Below are 16,242 nucleotides of genomic sequence, written 5' to 3'. Positions count from 1 at the left end.
ACTTAAGTTACATTATTCTTCTTGTTTTTTCTGACAAATATAAAGCCTATTAAAATAGCTGCAAGTGCCACTACTAGTTCCACAGCCTTTGAATTTCCTCCTGTATTAGGAAGAGTTCTTCTATAATTTGTGCTGGTGTTAGTACTTAACTTACTAGCCATTGAAAGTCCGCTTAATTTGTTTATAGTGCTTCCACTGCTGACATTGCCATTTCCATTTGGAAAATTTAATTTTGGTATAAGTGAATTTTCCTTAAATACCAAAACAGGTCCCTCATTATCTTTGGAGATAGTAAATTTAACTGGAATCATATCCAAAGCATATCCTGCTTTAGGTGCTATTTCTACAAAGTAATAATCCCCTTCAATCAAATTATCAACAGTAATTTGCCCTTGTTCATTGGTGGTGTAAATATCCCCTACCTTGTCTAAATTTTCATCAAGTAAAATGAACTTAGATCCATCTAGAACCTTTTCATTATTACCTCTTTCAACATTTGTTAATACTACAGAACCCATATAAACCTCCTCTGCAGGTTCTTCTGGATTTGGTTCTGTATTAACTTTTGGAATAGCTGTAATGCTTGCACCAATTATAGCTGCTCCATTTACAAGTACTTCTGTGCCTTCAGTAACACTTTCTTCTGTATGTGCTATAGTACCACTTATGGTTATTTCTCCAATGTATATTTGTCCTACATCTAAAATTCTTTCATTAAAGATAAGTTTTACAGTGCCATCATCTGAAATACTTTCTTCACTAAAATCCATTTTTTCATATTCTATATCTTTTACATTAATAAATGAAGGAATTTTAATCTCTAATGTATCTCCTGCCTTTATTTTACCTATAGTATTGTATTTTAGTCTTAAATCAATATCATCGTCTTCATTTAAGCTAACATTATCTTCATAGTTTACTTCTTCACCATTAATCAATAATGATATTTTCATTTGTCCATTACATTCTTCATCTTCCTTAGGTTCTTCATTTTCATTAGTTTCATCTTTAGGTTCTTCAATTTCACTAGGTTCATCACTTGGTTTTTTATCAGTTTCTTCAGGCACTATAACTTCTTCTTCCTCTTCAGTTATAGCTCCTTCAGCTTCTTTTTCATCTTCAAAAATTTCTTCTTCTAAAATTTCTTCTTGAAAAAACTCCTCTTGTTTATTAGCTTCCTCTGCAGTAGGAAGTTCTTCTTTTGATTCTTCACTTAACTCTTCACCACTGCCAGTTAAATCAGCACTAGTGACTTCATCATTTTGGGCATCATCATAATCTGTTGTTTCTTCTGGAATAAGAAGTTCATTTTCAGTATCAAATTCTTCATTACTTTGAAGTTCTGCTTGCTCTGAAACTACTGGATTCACTTCTCCATTTTCTAGCTCATCTGCTTTTACTGTAATATTAGAAAATAAGCTTATAAACATAAAGATGCTTATAAATAATGCTATGTTTCTAACATTTGCGAATCTTCTCTTTACCCCTTTCATATATTCACCCTTTTTGTTGATATATTTATAAGTATCTTCATACTTATATTTTAATTATATACTAAATAAATACTTTTTTGCATTTTTTAAGCAAAGTTAATTATTTTTTATTATCTAAAAACAGTTTCAACTTAAAATACATCCATTAATACTATAGAAATCTTAAACATATTCTCATACAATCCTCCTTCCATTATTACTTAAGATTACAACATAAATTTATTTAAGCTCCTCTTTTTGTAATATTGTTGTTTTTTTTGTTAAAATGTATGGATATATTTTTATTCTCTTAATTCATATTTTCAACTTAATTGTTTAAAAAAGTATACTGTAAAGAATATAAACGAAATCTATAGTTTAGGATTTTTCTTTAAAATTATTTTAAATTGTGTACTAAATTTCTTAAGAGATTCTGGTTCAAGCTCTATGGTTCCTCCATGAAGATCAACTATTGTTTTAGCTATAGCAAGACCAAGACCTGATCCCTGTTTGCTATTTCTTGATTCATCACCTACTGTAAATGCTTCAAATATATTATTTGCTATATCTTTTGAAATTCCCTTTCCATCATCAGCAATTATTATTTCATAAATATCATTTTTTTCTTTCAATGATACATATATATTAGTACCTTTTTCATTATGTTTAATGCTATTGCCTAAGATATTATCAAATACCCTTTGTAACTGAACCTTATCAATTTTTATTTCCATTTCCTCTTCTGGAATATCCACTTCTATATTAAAGCCACTTTCAACTATATCTTCATATTTTAAAGCAATATATGCTCTTAAATATTCACTTAAATCAACTTTTTCAAAAATAAGATTAAAGTCTGGATGCTCTAGTTTACTGTATTCATGAAAAATATTAATAAGCTCTGTAAGCTTCTTTGATTTTTCATAAATAATCTTTATATACTTATCCTTATCTTCATCAACAATTATTCCATCTGAAAGAGCTTTAGCGTATCCTTGAATACTTGTTATAGGTGTCTTTAAATCATGTGATATATCTGCCATCATACGTTCTTTATCATTCATCAACTTCTTACGTTGATTTTCACTATCTTCAAGCTTACTTACCATAATATTAAATCTATCACATATATCTACAAATTCACGAGGTCCACTATAATCTACAGGTTTTTTTCTTTTTCCTTCTGTTAAAAGTTCCATTGCTTTATTAAGCTTTTCTAATGGCTCATAAAACTTACTTCTAAGAACAAATACAAATATCACCACTAAAATTATATAAGCTATTCCAAACACAACAAAATCTATCTTAGTTAATATATTCATTTTTTTAAAGAAACTATTTGTGTACAACTCTCTTGATTTAATAATAGCTGTTCTTTTTATGCCGTCATTATTAATATATTGATACTTTTCAATAAATAGTCCATTATTATAATAACCTCTCATATAAATAATTTCTTTTTTAGTATAATTTTTTTTTGCTGGCGCATTATCACTTTCTAATATAACATTCAAATTTTTATCTAATACTTTAAACCATTTACTAGTAGATTTTAATGAATTGCTTATAACACCTTCTGAATAATATGATTCAGCAATAATTAGCTTATAACTTTCCCCATTTTCACTATAATAATCATATATATTTAAATATGTATCATCCTTTCTATAGTTTGGTATAGCATTTATCTCATCTTCATTATATTTTTCCTTATTAATATCCTTTCCTAAAGAATAAATTAAATTATAATTTTCATCTAATATTTCTATAGTACCATCTTCACCTGTTATCTCTTTTAGATTTAATTTATTAAATTTTTCTTCCTTCAAGTAATTTTGATATTTCTTAGTTAATCCTAAAATAGCATCATAATCACCAAATATTAAATAATTGCTAACATTGTTTATTAATATAGCTGAAATTATAATAATTACTGTGAATAATATGTAATTATTAATTAGAAGGGAAAATATACTTCCCCTTCTATTTGCCTTTTTAGATTTTTTCAATTTTATAACCAAGCCCCCTTACTGTTTTTAAATACATTGGGTTCTTTGAATCATCTTCTATTTTTTCTCTAATTCTATAAATATGCACCATTAATGCACCATCATCATTTTTGAAATATTCTCCATTAATATTTTCATAAATTTGCACCTTTGTATATACTCTTCCTGGATTACTCATTAAAAGAGCTAATATCTTAAATTCAGTTGGAGTTAGTTGAATTTCTTCCCCATTCTTAGTTAAAGATACTGTTTCTTCATTTAATACTAATTCACCAACTTTTAATATTTTCTTAGATTCTTCTACATTATCTAACTTAAATTCATAACACCTTCTTAAAAGTGACTTTACTCTAGCTACTACTTCCAATGGATTAAAAGGCTTTGTAAGATAATCATCAGCACCTAAGTCAAGACCTAGTATCTTTTCACTATCAAGAGTTTTAGCTGATAAAATTATAATGGGGATATTTGTTATCTCTCTAATTTTTTTAGTAAGTTCATAACCATTCATCTTAGGCATCATAATATCTAATAATGCTAAAGATATTTGACTATTTTTTACTATTTTAAAAGCATCTTCTCCATTATCTACAGATATAACTTTATATCCATCCTTTTCTAAATATAATCTTAATAAACCAACTATATCTTCATCATCTTCTGCAATTAATATATTTTTTGTCATATAATTAATTTACTCCTCTTTACTCGTATCTTAATGCATCAATAGGATTCATCTTTGCTGCTTTACTAGCTGGATAATATCCAAAGAATATCCCTATGGCCATACAGAAAGCAACTGAATATAGAATTGCATAAATATTAACTTTAACACTGTATCCCATTATTTTTGCACCTATTGCTCCAAGACCATTTCCTATGATAACACCTATTATACCTCCTATTATACATATAATTACTGCTTCCACAATAAATTGTATAAGTATAACTCTTTTTCCTGCTCCTAATGCTTTACGAATACCTATTTCTTTTGTTCTTTCTGTAATTGAAACCATCATTATATTCATTACACCAATACCACCTACTAAAAGTGATATTGCTGCTACAGCACTTATTGCTAGTTTAATACTATTAATCATCTTATTTGTAGATTCCATCATTGACTCCATACTATAGCCAGCTGGTTCAAACTTTTCATTTGATTTATAAGCTTCAGAAAAATAACTGTTTGTATTATTTAAAAACTCATTTAAATCTACATTTTCTTTAGGTATGATAGTAAAATATTCATACCCATTACTTTTATTATTAATTTTTTTATAAATAGACATAGGTATAAATATTTTTGTACTTACTTTTCCATCTGATGAATACATACTTTCTCCATCATTTTTGTTATATTTATATACACCACATATATATAGTTTTACTGTATTATTTCCTATAACTGTTTCAAAAGATTTACCTAAAACTTCATCATATGTATATTGTCCTTTAAAATATTTATCAACAAAATTATCACTTACTACAGTAACAGCTCTTAATTCATCATTATCCTTTTCTGTTAATGCTCTTCCAGTGATTATTTCAATATTTTCTCCTTTAAAATAATCTGAATTTACAGCCTCTATATCTATATCAACTTTAATTCTTCCCTTTAAAAGGGTACTACTACCAGCATTTTCTGAAATAGATACTGCTAATAAATCATCAGCAAAAGTTTTTTTATAATCACTTATTATTTCATCTGTAACAAAATCCTTTTCTGTAGGCGCTTCATATTCAGAATAAATTTCTTCTCCATTTTCATTATATGTAATTAAATTTTTTTGTTCTAAGTACATATTAATATTTCTAGCACCAAAACCTGACATTTCACTATTTATTGATGCAGCCAGTGAATCTCCTATGGTAACAATGGTAATTACAGAGGCAATACCTATTATAATACCTAACATTGTAAGTAACGCTCTAAGCTTATTTGCTTTTAAACTGCTGATAGCTAGCCTTACATTTTCCATTAATCCCATTAACTCACCACCTCTTTGCTATCATTTATAATTTTTCCATCTTTTATGGTTACAATTCTAGGACATTGCTCTGCTATTTCTTTACTGTGAGTTATAAGAATAATTGTTTTTCCTTGATTTTTATTTAAATCATTAAATATATCCATTACCATAGCACTAGTTTCACTATCAAGTGCTCCTGTTGGTTCATCAGCAAGGATTATTGAAGGATTATTAACTAAACTTCTAGCAATGGCAACTCTTTGCTTTTGTCCTCCTGAAAGCTCATTAGGCATATGATTCATTCTAGATTCCATTCCAACTTTACTTAAAAGCTCCTTAGCTCTTTTTGTACGCTGTTCTGCGGGTACACCTGCATAAAGCATAGGTAATTCCACATTTTTAAGAGCAGATGTTCTTCCTATCAAATTAAAATTTTGAAAAACAAAACCAATTTTTTTATTTCTAATAACATTCATTTCTGCTTCATTGGCATTTTTTATATCTATACCATCTAAATAATATTCACCTTTAGTTTGTTTATCTAAAACCCCTATAATATTCATTAATGTAGATTTACCTGAACCTGATTCACCTACAATGGCCACAAATTCTCCTTCATAAATTTTCAAATCTATACCATGTAGTATTTCTATTTCACTTTCTAATCCAATATTATATGCCTTAATTATTTCTTTCATTTCTATTAGTGGTTTGACTTTATCTATCATTATGCTTCACCTTTACTTTCATTCTCAACACCTTCTGTTGTTTCATTATAATTTGTAAGATCAGCAAGTATTTCACTACCTTCTTTTATGCCACTTCCACTTACTTCAACATAATAATCATTTTCTTCTCCAAGAGTTACTTCTGTTTCAATAAATTGATTATCTTTTCCTTTTACCATTAAGAAATATTTTCCCCCTACCTCTTTAACTGCATCTTTAGGAACCATAAGAACATTTTTCTTTTCTGAAACTATTATCTCTGCTTTAGCATTTGTTCCAATATATAAATCTTTAGCATCATCTATAGATATATCTGCTGAAAAACCACTTGTTTCTCCAGCATTAGCTGTAGGAGATATTCTTGTAAGCTTTCCTGAAATCTTTTTATCACTAGAATTAGTAGTAATCAATGCATTCATACCTACTTTTGCATTTTTAATTTCATACTCTGGAATAATAACACTTATAATAAGCTTATTATCAGATTGAATTGTAGCAACTTGTCCCTCTGGTACTGCCCCTACCTTTACTTTTAGTTCAGTTACCTTCCCATCTGTTTCAGCCTTTAATACAGTTTTTGATAATCTTTCTTCTAAATTTTTTAATTCTTCATTATCATCAGCTTTTTGTAGTTGTTTATATGCATCATTAACTGATGATTCAAGATTAGATATTTCTCCATCAGCACTATTAATCACACTTAAACGATTTGCTACTGCTGCTTCATATTGCTCCTTAGCTGAATTTTTATTGCTTATTTTTTCATTTAATGTTGTAAGTGCTTCATTATAGCTTTCCTGTATTTCTTGATAACTATAAAGTTCCTTTGCTTGCTCTAATTCAGCTTTCTTATTATTTAAATTTTCTTCTGCCTCTTTGTAAATTGAATATTCATTAGAAGAAGTATTTCCTCCACTAGCTATCCAAGCATTATAAGCAGAATTTTTAATATTCTCAGCTTCATTATAATTATTTACCTTACTTTCTATGGCACTTAACATTGTGTTATATGTATTTTGGATCTTTTTATAAGTTCCATCATAATTATTTAAATCATTTTCTGTGTTTTCATAGTTACTTTTTAAATTTGATACTACATTATCTTGTGCTGATACTGAAGATACTTTAACATTTCTTGCTTCTGTTAACTGATTAGATAACTTATTATAATTAGCTTCTAATTCTTTTTTATTTTCAGCTATTTCAGCTTTTTTCTTTTCAATTTCTTTTGTTATATCACCATCATCTAAAGTGCAAATAACATCTCCAGCTTTAACATAGTCTCCAACTTTTACATTAACAGACTTAACTTTTTCCGTTAATGATGTTGAAACCATTGATACTTCTGCACTTTCAATTTTACCATTTACATTTATTGACCTATTTATTTCTCCCTTTTCAACAAAAACAGTTCTAGCATAATTTTCAGAATCTATTGTTTGTTGTGATTTATAAGAATTAATTTTAACAATAACAATTCCCCCAGCCAAAACAGCTAAAACCATAAATATACATAAACTCTTTTTATTTTTATATGTAAATTTTTTAATAACATCCTTAATCTCTTTTCTCTTCATAAAGCAGTTCATCCTTTCACTATTATATAAATTTATTTTAAATATTAGATATTAATTTTATACATAATATAACCTTAATATAACCTTAATATATTATAGTGACTATAATATATTCATTTATAATAACAAAGAGTCTTTTCTAACTCTTTAACTTAGAAAAGACTCTTTTTTTATTTTTAAATGCTAAAATTAATATTCCCAATGAAAATATAGAAATTCCTATGCCCAGTTCTAAACCTGGTAACTTATACTTAAATTCAATTTTATGCTCTCCTGGCTGAAGCTTTACACCAATTAATCCATCTAGTATTTTAAAATAATCATACTCCTCACCATCAACCTTTAAGCTCCAACCTTCATCATAAGGAATTGATGTATACATTAATGTCTTATCTGCTGTTACTTCTATATTTCCTTTAACATATCCATCTTCATATACTGTATTTTCTATTATATTAGAAGATAAATTTTTATATACTTCTTGAAACTTATCCATATGGCAATAATATAACTGCACTTCATCTATGCTAAAGCTATCATTTAATACAGAAATTTCAATGGTTATTTCTTCATCCTTATGATAGGTACCAATAAATTGAATATTATAGCCATGACCTGTAAACTGATCATATTTAACATTACTGTTCACTGTTATGGAAACTCCATTTTGTGAGCTAATATTGCTTTTCTTACTGCTAAATCCATTTTCATATTCACTGGACTTTAAAAACATATATACTGGCCCATACTCCTGAGCCTTTAATGTAAGCTCTATAGTAGCTTTTACACCCTTAATTTCCTTTTGGTATACTGTTTCATCATCATATTTCACTTCTGATAAATTATTTAATTTAATATCAGTGACATTCAATTCTTTATATATATCATAACTTTCGTTAACCATTGATTTTAATATATCATTATTATAAACAAATTTATTTTTAGCTTCATTGCTCTTAGTAGACTCTAATGCTTCATTAACCATAAATGCTATAGGTAGTGCATAAGGATTTTGGTAAACAGCATAACTTCCTTCTGTTTTAATCTTATTGTAAAACATATTTTGCTTATACTTATAGCACTTAAAAAACTCTGGCTCTTCCATGGAAATTAAATATTTAATACCTAATATTGAATCTATAGGTATGGTTGTCCCCATATTATAAATTTCATTAATGGTACTTGTTTTAAACCCGAAATTTTTAATTAATCTACCAGTACTTTCTTCATTGGCTGAACTGGAATGACCAAGACCATTATAATTTAAAAGCATAGAATCATTTAAAGTATTTCTATAAACTTGTTCAATTCTATAAAAATTATCATTTAGTGATTTTACTTCTTCAATTAATGGCGATACAGTTTCAATATATTCACCAATATGACCTTTATCAATATACTTAATATTTTTCATGGAAAGATAAGCATTTAAAGAAAGCTCTGTCATAACTAGTAAGCTTATTAAGGGTAATATAATCTTGCTGATTGTATTAAATTTAATACAAATCATAAATACAATAATATAACAAAGGCTAATTATAAATGTAGCTATTATCTTATTGCTATCTAAATAATCATAATCTCCATAACTTACATAGATACTTGTGGCTACAAAAAAAAGAACTGCTATAATTAAACCTTTATAATTACTTCCTTTAATTTTTAGCCAACATTCATAGGCCAAAATAATTACAAAAAAGCAAAATATAAATGAATTTCTATATTGAAATCCTATGGGATAATCAAAGCCATGCCATAATAATATGAAAGTGCTTATAAAAAAGCTTAAAGCAATAAACACAATAACTATTAAAGAGGCAATCTTATTTCTTATATTAATTTCCTTATTAAAAAAATATAGGATCAATAATTCTGCCACCATAACTGAACAATAAATATTGGTAGGTGATTTCATTACTTGTCCCATATTATAGCTACCAATAAACAATTTACTTAAGATGCTACTTAAATTCTGTTTAATGGTTATGGCTTCACTAAATAAATTAAAATCAGCCTTACCATTACTTAAGGATATTAATACTGGAATAAGTAAAAAAGATGCCAATCCTCCTGTAATAAAGGATGCACCAAAAAACTTAAATGTCCTTGGCAAACTAATTTTTTTATAAATAATAGATTTATAAAAGAAATATACCACTGAAAAAATACATATCATATAACCTATATAATAATTACTTACCACAACCATAAATAAAACTATCATATATAATTTATATTTTCCTTTAAGTATTATTTCTTCAATACCTAAGGCCACCAATGGTAACAGCATCATACCATCCATCCACATTATATTCATTTGAAAACATATGTTATAAGACATAAGAGCATAACATAAAGAAAAAATCACTACAAATAAGTCTTTCTTTTTATAAACCTTACTTATATATAGAGAAAAACATAATGAAGCTAAACCTATCTTTATTAGATATATAATAAAAATAAACTCACCTATGGCTGACTTAGGAAATAATATTAAAAGTAAATTTAAAGGACTTGCTAAATAGTAAGCAAATAATCCTATATTATTACCACCAATGGACTTATTAAAGGAATAAAAAATACTGCCATCTCCACTTAAAATATCTTTAAACTTACCAAAGTAAGCGACATATTGAGTATACATATCACTGGATACTATGGTCTTATCACCTATAAAGCCTACTCCTAATGATGTAAATACTACAAACATTATAACCATAGGAAGTATAAAGGATAAAATAAAAATGTAATTTTCTTTAATTTTCTTATTTTCACCAAAATTATTATTTATGCTCCATACTTTACCCATAATTCACCTCTAAGTATAATCAATATTTTTCATATATTTATTTTACTATATTTGGAAATAAATACTTGAAGTTTCATACGTCAATTTTCAACATTCACTTACAGTTTATTATTCATGTATTTAATTGGTTTTAGTTTCTTTTTATGTTAATATATTCTTAGCATTCTAAAAAAGGAGATTAATACATGAACTGGAAAAAACTAATGAATATTAATAATTTAAAAGAATTATTTATAAAGATAAAATGGATTTTATCCCATGCTAAACCTGTAATACCGTTTTTAATCTTTACCACTGTAATAAGTTCTGCTTCATCTTTAATTAGTGTTTATAACACGCTGGTTTCAAAATCATTAATTGATAGTGCTATAGGTGGTAATACTTCTGAAGTAATAAAGTATCTTATTATTATGATTAGTATTACTTTAGGTATGATGTTATTAAGTCCCATTACTTCATTATTAAGCACCCATGCATCTACAAAGCTTAATCAAAGCATTCAAAAAAAGTTATTTGAACATATTGAATATAGTAATTGGTTAGAGCAAAGTAAGTTTCATAGTGTAAGTCTATTAACTAGGATAACTTCCGATGTAGCAACTATAAGTTCTACTTTGCTTAGTACCATTCCTAATATTATTTCAATTTTAGTAACATTATTTGCTTCTTTTTCTACACTTATTTATTTAGCTCCATCTATTGCTATAATTGCAGTGTTTATTGGCCCATTTCTTGTGCTAGTAAGTAGATATTTTAGTAAAAAACTAAAAGATCTTTATAAAAAAGCTCAAGAAGAGGATGTTAAATATAGAGCTTTCATTCAAGAATCTGTGCAAAACATAATGATTGTAAAGGCTTTTTGCATGGAAAAAATAAATATGAATAGATTAGTTCAAATTCAAGACAATAAATATAAAATAGCCATGAAAAATACTAAACTTTCATCTATGACTGGACTAGCTATGTCATTATGTTCAAATTTAGCATACTTTACTATTTTTTGCTGGGGTGCTTTAAATATTTCTACAGGGGTAACTACTTATGGTACCTTTACAGCAATGTTACAACTATATAGTAAAGTACAATATCCTTTTTCTTCATTGGCAGCTATGTTTCCTGGTTTAATATCAACTATTGCAGCTGCAGAAAGATTAATGGAATTAGAAGCTATACCACTGGAAAAATCATCTGAAACAGAAATTATTGATTTTACTAATCCAGAAATAGCATTTGAAAATGTATCTTTTGAATACAAAAAAGGCAATAAAATAATTAATGATGTTAATTTAACTATTCCTTATAGTGAAACCATTGCTTTTGTAGGTCCATCTGGTGAAGGAAAAACTACTTTAATTAGACTGATACTTTCTCTTATAAATCCAAGTAATGGTAAAGTTTATTTAAAAGAAAATAATAAAGAAGATACCTTTAATAGAGATTATCGAAATTTAATTTCTTATGTTCCTCAAGGAAATACTTTATTTTCAGGTACCATTGAAGATAATTTAAGATATGGTAACTTTGAAGCTACAGAAGAGGAAATATATGAAGCTTTGAAAAATGCTTGTGCTTTAGATTTCGTTAACGAGCTGGAAGATGGTATTAAAACAGTAATTGGTGAAAAAGCTACTGGTATTTCTGAAGGACAAGCTCAGAGAATTGCCATAGCCCGTTCTTTCTTAAGAAAGAAACCAATATTAATCTTAGATGAAGCAACTTCTGCCCTTGATCCTGAAACAGAAGTAAAGGTATTAAAAGCAGTTAAAGCATTGTCTCATAAACCAACTTGTATCATCATAACTCATAGACCTTCAGCTCTTAATATTTGTCATAGAATAATAAGATTAGAAAAGGGCCATTTAAAAGAAGTAAGTAAGGATAGTATTTTAGAAGTTGCCACTGAATTATTGTAAAAAAATGAAATAAAACTGGATCTAATAGATCCAGTTTTATTTCATAGTATAATTTATTCAAATTCACTTCTGATTCTCTTAAGTTTATTTAGTAACTCATAAAAATTATTAATATAATCAATATATTCTTCATGGGTTAAAATTTCATAATCATCACTAGCATATCTTCTACTAAAATAAAAGTCTTTTAAGTCTCTACACAAACTTTTATACTTTTTTAATTCTGGATAACCTTGTAAATATAATACTTCTAACAGTTTAACAAGATTATGTTCTTTTGATATTACTCCATATTTTTTTTGAATAATAGCTTTTAAATTTTTTTCAATACATTGCTGACAATGAACTAATACCCCATCTTCTAACCCTTCATTATCTTTTGTTGAATCTATAAATTTTTCATCAATATCTGCAAAATAAAACATATCTCTCTTAACCATAATTCCACCACCTTATATCTATTAAATCTTTTACTATATCTCCCTCAAAGCTTATTTCCTTACTTAGTTCAATATATCTATTTTTATTATATAATTTAATATCTACACTTCTACTTAAATTTAGAGAATCTATATCATCTTCTAGTTCATGTCTTAGTTTTCTTAATTCACTAATACTTTTATTATCATCAATTAATATTAATATATCAATATCACTACTATTCCTATATTTGCCCTTTGCTATAGAACCAAATAATAATATATCTGCATTTTTTAATCTATAAATACATGTATCTCTAACCTTAACAATTTCATTTCTTATTTGCTTGTCAAGACTATATTCAACATCATTTTTTATATTACAGCTATCAAACATGATTTAATCACATCCTAAGAATATCATTTTATAATATTATATACTAAAATTTGATTCTATTATATATAGTAATTCCCACCTCTTACTAAACTTTGTAAAATAAGCAATACCCAATTGCATTTAATGGGCTTAATTTTTCATTTGCGTTCTCTTCTGAAGCAGATTTTAATTTTGTTACTGATAATTTAAATATTGCTGTATAATTTCAAAAAGATTTGTTTGTGTACTTTCAGTTTGATTATTTAGTGCTTCTTGCCAATTTGGAATATCTATTGCATCCATAAGTTCACATAACAAAGCCCCTGTATAATATGGTATTTTAGTTGTAATTATACTTTCATTAACAGTTCCTAACTGAACTTGTTTTTTTATATCAGAAAATGGAACATTTTTTATGTTATCAAAATACATAACTCCAAAATCATATCCTACAAGTTCAGAAGCTTTTATACCTACATATGTTGCTGTTCCCTCAATTAGCTCTTTATATAACTCATCTTTCATAAAAGCTTGGTTATCTCTAATTCTTTTTTCTACTATCTCTATATATTCCTTAGCATATTCTAATAATCGTGTTTTATCTTTATCAGTTAAAAGCTCTTCTTGGATTTTACCAAGCACTTCATACTCATCAAACAATAAGCTTTTTCCAATTTCAGATAAATTTGATATATCATAAGTTGTACCATTTGCCCATTTTTTTTGCATATAATAGTGAAAAGCCTCATGGCTAAGGAATGTAATAAAATGTTGTGAAGTAAACTGTTGCTCTATTGATGTTTTATTATATCTAACATAATATACATCTTGTCCATATACATTATATTTCTTGTCTATACTATTAAAATTACCGTCAAAAATAAGTTTTAAAACTTCTGGTGCTATATTAGAAACTCTATACACTGTTATTGAAAAATTTGTAGGTAGTTTTATTTCTTTTGTAAAAATATTATTTACTTTTTCTTTAGGATTAATTAAATACGCTTCTCCAAATTTACCATTAATGGCTAAAATAGTCTTATCCTTTAAATTAAAGTCCCTCCAAATCTCTTTTTCTTGCGTTTCTTTATAAAATTTATCATACTCTGCCAACATTTTTTGATCAATTATAGATAAATTTTCAAAATTTACATTAATTTTATTTTTTACTATAAATACAATAGGAATTAATAAAATCACCATTGCAATTATGATAAATATTTTTTTCTTAAACATACATCACTCCTAATTTCATATAAAATTTAGTAATTTTTTATGTTAGGTAGAACTATAATGTAATTATTATTTTCAGTTATAATGTTACCATTATGAAGTTGTAATAAATCCTTAATTAATTTAAACTCCATTGTTAAATGTTCTGGTATATTTATAAATTTATTATTAGAATTATCATAGAAATAATTATTAGTTGGCTCATATTCCTTTGGAGTAGTTAAGCATATATGTATATATTTTTTTTTTACAAATTATTTTTAATGATATATCATCACCTATTAAATATATTAAATTTTTTATAGCTGTTACTATTAATTTTTCATCAAAAGAAATAATTTTTTTTGATAAATTGCTACTAAACTTTACATTAATATTATGAAAATATTGTGAATTATTTATAGCATCACATAAATTTTCAATGGTACTTATTATATCATAACTTTTAGGATTAATTTCTAAGCAATTAAAATAAACTTCTAAAAAGTATATAAGATTATTTTTACTAATCAAAAGATCGTATACATTATTAAATAGCATTGTCATGATATTTTCATTAATGGAATTTTTGCTTTTTAGTAATTGTAATAAACTATTAATATTATTTATAGGTTCAGTAAATTTATTATTTATAGTTAGTAAAGAATACTTTAATATTTCTAAATTATTAGCACTAAAGCTTAATTCTTTTTCATCTTCAAGTTTAAGTTCTTTCATTTTGAAACCTCCCATTTATATAAATAATAAAATACCTCAAAAAAAATACACATGATTTTTGTCAATTTTAATTGATATTTATAAAAAATAAATAGTATTATATCCTTAGCTAATTAAATGCTATGGAAATATAATACTATCTTTTAAAATGTTTAATATGTAATTTAAATTATGTATAATTCTTCTAAATCATCAGTGTACTCAATTTTTCTTTTCATATAATCAATATCTTTTAATATAATATATTTATCTTCAGTAGTTATTAAATCTAAATCTTTCATTTTTCTCATTAATCTACTTATTGTTTCTTTAGATGTTCCTATATATCCAGCTAAATCAATATTACTTAATTTAATATTAATTTTTATTCCATTAGAAAATTCTATTCCATAAGTATTTGCAAGACGTATTAATATACAGTATAAACTATCTAATTTATTTCTTGACATTAACTCAACCATCTGTAAATAAACTTTTTTAAAAATTATATCATAATATCTAGTTATTATTTTATAAAGATATTCATTATTTTCAATGCTTGAAGCTGGAACAACTCCTATTAAACAATCTTCCACAGCCTCAACTTTAAATAATGACATAAATGGATGTCTATTATCAGTTGATGTTAAAATTACATTTTTAGCAGAATAAAACCCTAAATTAATTTGGTCACCATCTGGTAATAAAAATGAAAGTTTAATCTTTCCTTTTAATAATATATATGTACTACTTCTTGGAGAATTTTGTTCAAAAATAATATCATTTTTTTAAATTTAATGTTCTTTGTGATTAAAGGAGTCATTGAATTTATCAATTCTAATCTAATTTTTTTTACCATTACAATAACCTCTACATTTGTTACTAAACAAATTTAAAACTAAATTTTCTTAATTAATATTTTTAAAATTTATTATATTAATTATAAAATAATTAAACTTTTTATTAAAGTTATTATACATTAAAGTTTGCTTTTTGTATATTAAAATTTTCCAAATAATATAAAATAAAACATCCTT

The 16,242-nt window shown here is 25.9% G+C and carries 13 protein-coding genes; 1 reads left to right on the top strand and 12 read right to left on the bottom strand.

The annotated features are described in order from the left end of the window. Window positions 1-2: 2 nt before the first annotated feature. From Q5O44_RS03720 to Q5O44_RS03690, 7 genes are all read right to left on the bottom strand, one after another. Complete coding sequence (locus Q5O44_RS03720; RefSeq protein WP_022167044.1) at window positions 3-1,493, bottom strand: SpaA isopeptide-forming pilin-related protein; 1,491 nt, start codon at window positions 1,491-1,493, stop codon at window positions 3-5. Window positions 1,494-1,843: 350 nt separating this feature from the next. Further along, window positions 1,844-3,481, bottom strand: coding sequence for a cell wall metabolism sensor histidine kinase WalK (locus tag Q5O44_RS03715; RefSeq protein ID WP_022167043.1), 1,638 nt, complete (start codon window positions 3,479-3,481; stop codon window positions 1,844-1,846). After that, a complete protein-coding gene (locus tag Q5O44_RS03710; RefSeq protein ID WP_022167042.1) occupies window positions 3,468-4,166 on the bottom strand; it encodes a response regulator transcription factor in 699 nt (232 codons plus the stop codon). Before Q5O44_RS03710 ends, Q5O44_RS03715 begins: the two co-directional genes overlap by 14 nt. 19 nt (window positions 4,167-4,185) lie before the next feature. After that, window positions 4,186-5,472 carry an ABC transporter permease gene (locus Q5O44_RS03705; protein ID WP_022167041.1) on the bottom strand — a complete coding sequence of 429 codons (1,287 nt, stop codon included), beginning with the start codon at window positions 5,470-5,472 and terminating at the stop codon, window positions 4,186-4,188. Further along, on the bottom strand, window positions 5,472-6,182 hold the full coding sequence (locus Q5O44_RS03700; RefSeq protein ID WP_022167040.1) for an ABC transporter ATP-binding protein: 711 nt from the start codon (window positions 6,180-6,182) through the stop codon (window positions 5,472-5,474). The genes Q5O44_RS03705 and Q5O44_RS03700 overlap by 1 nt, the downstream gene beginning before the upstream one ends. Then, complete coding sequence (locus Q5O44_RS03695; RefSeq protein ID WP_022167039.1) at window positions 6,182-7,759, bottom strand: HlyD family efflux transporter periplasmic adaptor subunit; 1,578 nt, start codon at window positions 7,757-7,759, stop codon at window positions 6,182-6,184. The genes Q5O44_RS03700 and Q5O44_RS03695 overlap by 1 nt, the downstream gene beginning before the upstream one ends. Before the next feature lie 139 nt (window positions 7,760-7,898). After that, the gene (locus Q5O44_RS03690; protein ID WP_022167038.1) at window positions 7,899-10,568 is read right to left on the bottom strand and encodes a YfhO family protein; all 2,670 of its coding nucleotides are present in this window, start codon (window positions 10,566-10,568) and stop codon (window positions 7,899-7,901) included. A gap of 185 nt (window positions 10,569-10,753) precedes the next feature. Here Q5O44_RS03690 and Q5O44_RS03685 point away from each other — a divergent pair, with 185 nt between their 5' ends. Beyond that, the gene (locus Q5O44_RS03685) at window positions 10,754-12,481 is read left to right on the top strand and encodes an ABC transporter ATP-binding protein (protein WP_022167037.1); all 1,728 of its coding nucleotides are present in this window, start codon (window positions 10,754-10,756) and stop codon (window positions 12,479-12,481) included. Between the two features lie 53 nt (window positions 12,482-12,534). Here the strand turns inward: Q5O44_RS03685 and Q5O44_RS03680 are convergent, their stop codons facing one another. The 5 genes from Q5O44_RS03680 to Q5O44_RS03660 all read right to left on the bottom strand — a co-directional run bounded on the left by Q5O44_RS03680 (window position 12,535) and on the right by Q5O44_RS03660 (window position 15,981). Continuing rightward, on the bottom strand, window positions 12,535-12,921 hold the full coding sequence (locus Q5O44_RS03680; protein WP_022167036.1) for a HEPN domain-containing protein: 387 nt from the start codon (window positions 12,919-12,921) through the stop codon (window positions 12,535-12,537). Further along, entirely contained in the window at window positions 12,914-13,297 is a 384-nt protein-coding gene (locus Q5O44_RS03675; RefSeq protein ID WP_022167035.1) for a nucleotidyltransferase domain-containing protein, read from the bottom strand. The genes Q5O44_RS03680 and Q5O44_RS03675 overlap by 8 nt, the downstream gene beginning before the upstream one ends. A 174-nt stretch (window positions 13,298-13,471) precedes the next feature. Next, window positions 13,472-14,512, bottom strand: a complete 1,041-nt coding sequence (locus Q5O44_RS03670) for a hypothetical protein (RefSeq protein WP_022167034.1) — start codon at window positions 14,510-14,512, stop codon at window positions 13,472-13,474. A 198-nt stretch (window positions 14,513-14,710) separates the two neighbouring features. Then, window positions 14,711-15,226: a hypothetical protein gene (locus Q5O44_RS03665; RefSeq protein WP_022167033.1), complete on the bottom strand. Its 516-nt coding sequence runs from the start codon at window positions 15,224-15,226 to the stop codon at window positions 14,711-14,713. 164 nt (window positions 15,227-15,390) lie between these two features. After that, the gene (locus Q5O44_RS03660) at window positions 15,391-15,981 is read right to left on the bottom strand and encodes a Crp/Fnr family transcriptional regulator (protein WP_370545561.1); all 591 of its coding nucleotides are present in this window, start codon (window positions 15,979-15,981) and stop codon (window positions 15,391-15,393) included. Window positions 15,982-16,242: the final 261 nt, after the last annotated feature.

The organism is Clostridium sp. CAG:221, from assembly GCA_000435835.1.
Lineage (GTDB): Bacteria > Bacillota > Clostridia > Clostridiales > Clostridiaceae > Clostridium.
The sequence above is the reverse complement of the archived record's forward strand: the minus strand, read 5'-3'. Positions and strand labels throughout refer to the sequence as shown.

Excerpts from the sequence above, each read along its gene's own strand:
- Q5O44_RS03680 (WP_022167036.1), bottom strand. The coding sequence starts at position 12,921 with ATGGTTAAGAGAGATATGTTTTATTTTGCAGATATTGATGAAAAATTT.
- Q5O44_RS03700 (WP_022167040.1), bottom strand. The coding sequence starts at position 6,182 with ATGATAGATAAAGTCAAACCACTAATAGAAATGAAAGAAATAATTAAG.
- Q5O44_RS03710 (WP_022167042.1), bottom strand. The coding sequence starts at position 4,166 with ATGACAAAAAATATATTAATTGCAGAAGATGATGAAGATATAGTTGGT.
- Q5O44_RS03675 (WP_022167035.1), bottom strand. The coding sequence starts at position 13,297 with ATGTTTGATAGCTGTAATATAAAAAATGATGTTGAATATAGTCTTGAC.
- Q5O44_RS03690 (WP_022167038.1), bottom strand. The coding sequence starts at position 10,568 with ATGGGTAAAGTATGGAGCATAAATAATAATTTTGGTGAAAATAAGAAA.
- Q5O44_RS03720 (WP_022167044.1), bottom strand. The coding sequence starts at position 1,493 with ATGAAAGGGGTAAAGAGAAGATTCGCAAATGTTAGAAACATAGCATTA.
- Q5O44_RS03670 (WP_022167034.1), bottom strand. The coding sequence starts at position 14,512 with ATGTTTAAGAAAAAAATATTTATCATAATTGCAATGGTGATTTTATTA.
- Q5O44_RS03695 (WP_022167039.1), bottom strand. The coding sequence starts at position 7,759 with ATGAAGAGAAAAGAGATTAAGGATGTTATTAAAAAATTTACATATAAA.
- Q5O44_RS03665 (WP_022167033.1), bottom strand. The coding sequence starts at position 15,226 with ATGAAAGAACTTAAACTTGAAGATGAAAAAGAATTAAGCTTTAGTGCT.
- Q5O44_RS03685 (WP_022167037.1), top strand. The coding sequence starts at position 10,754 with ATGAACTGGAAAAAACTAATGAATATTAATAATTTAAAAGAATTATTT.
- Q5O44_RS03705 (WP_022167041.1), bottom strand. The coding sequence starts at position 5,472 with ATGGGATTAATGGAAAATGTAAGGCTAGCTATCAGCAGTTTAAAAGCA.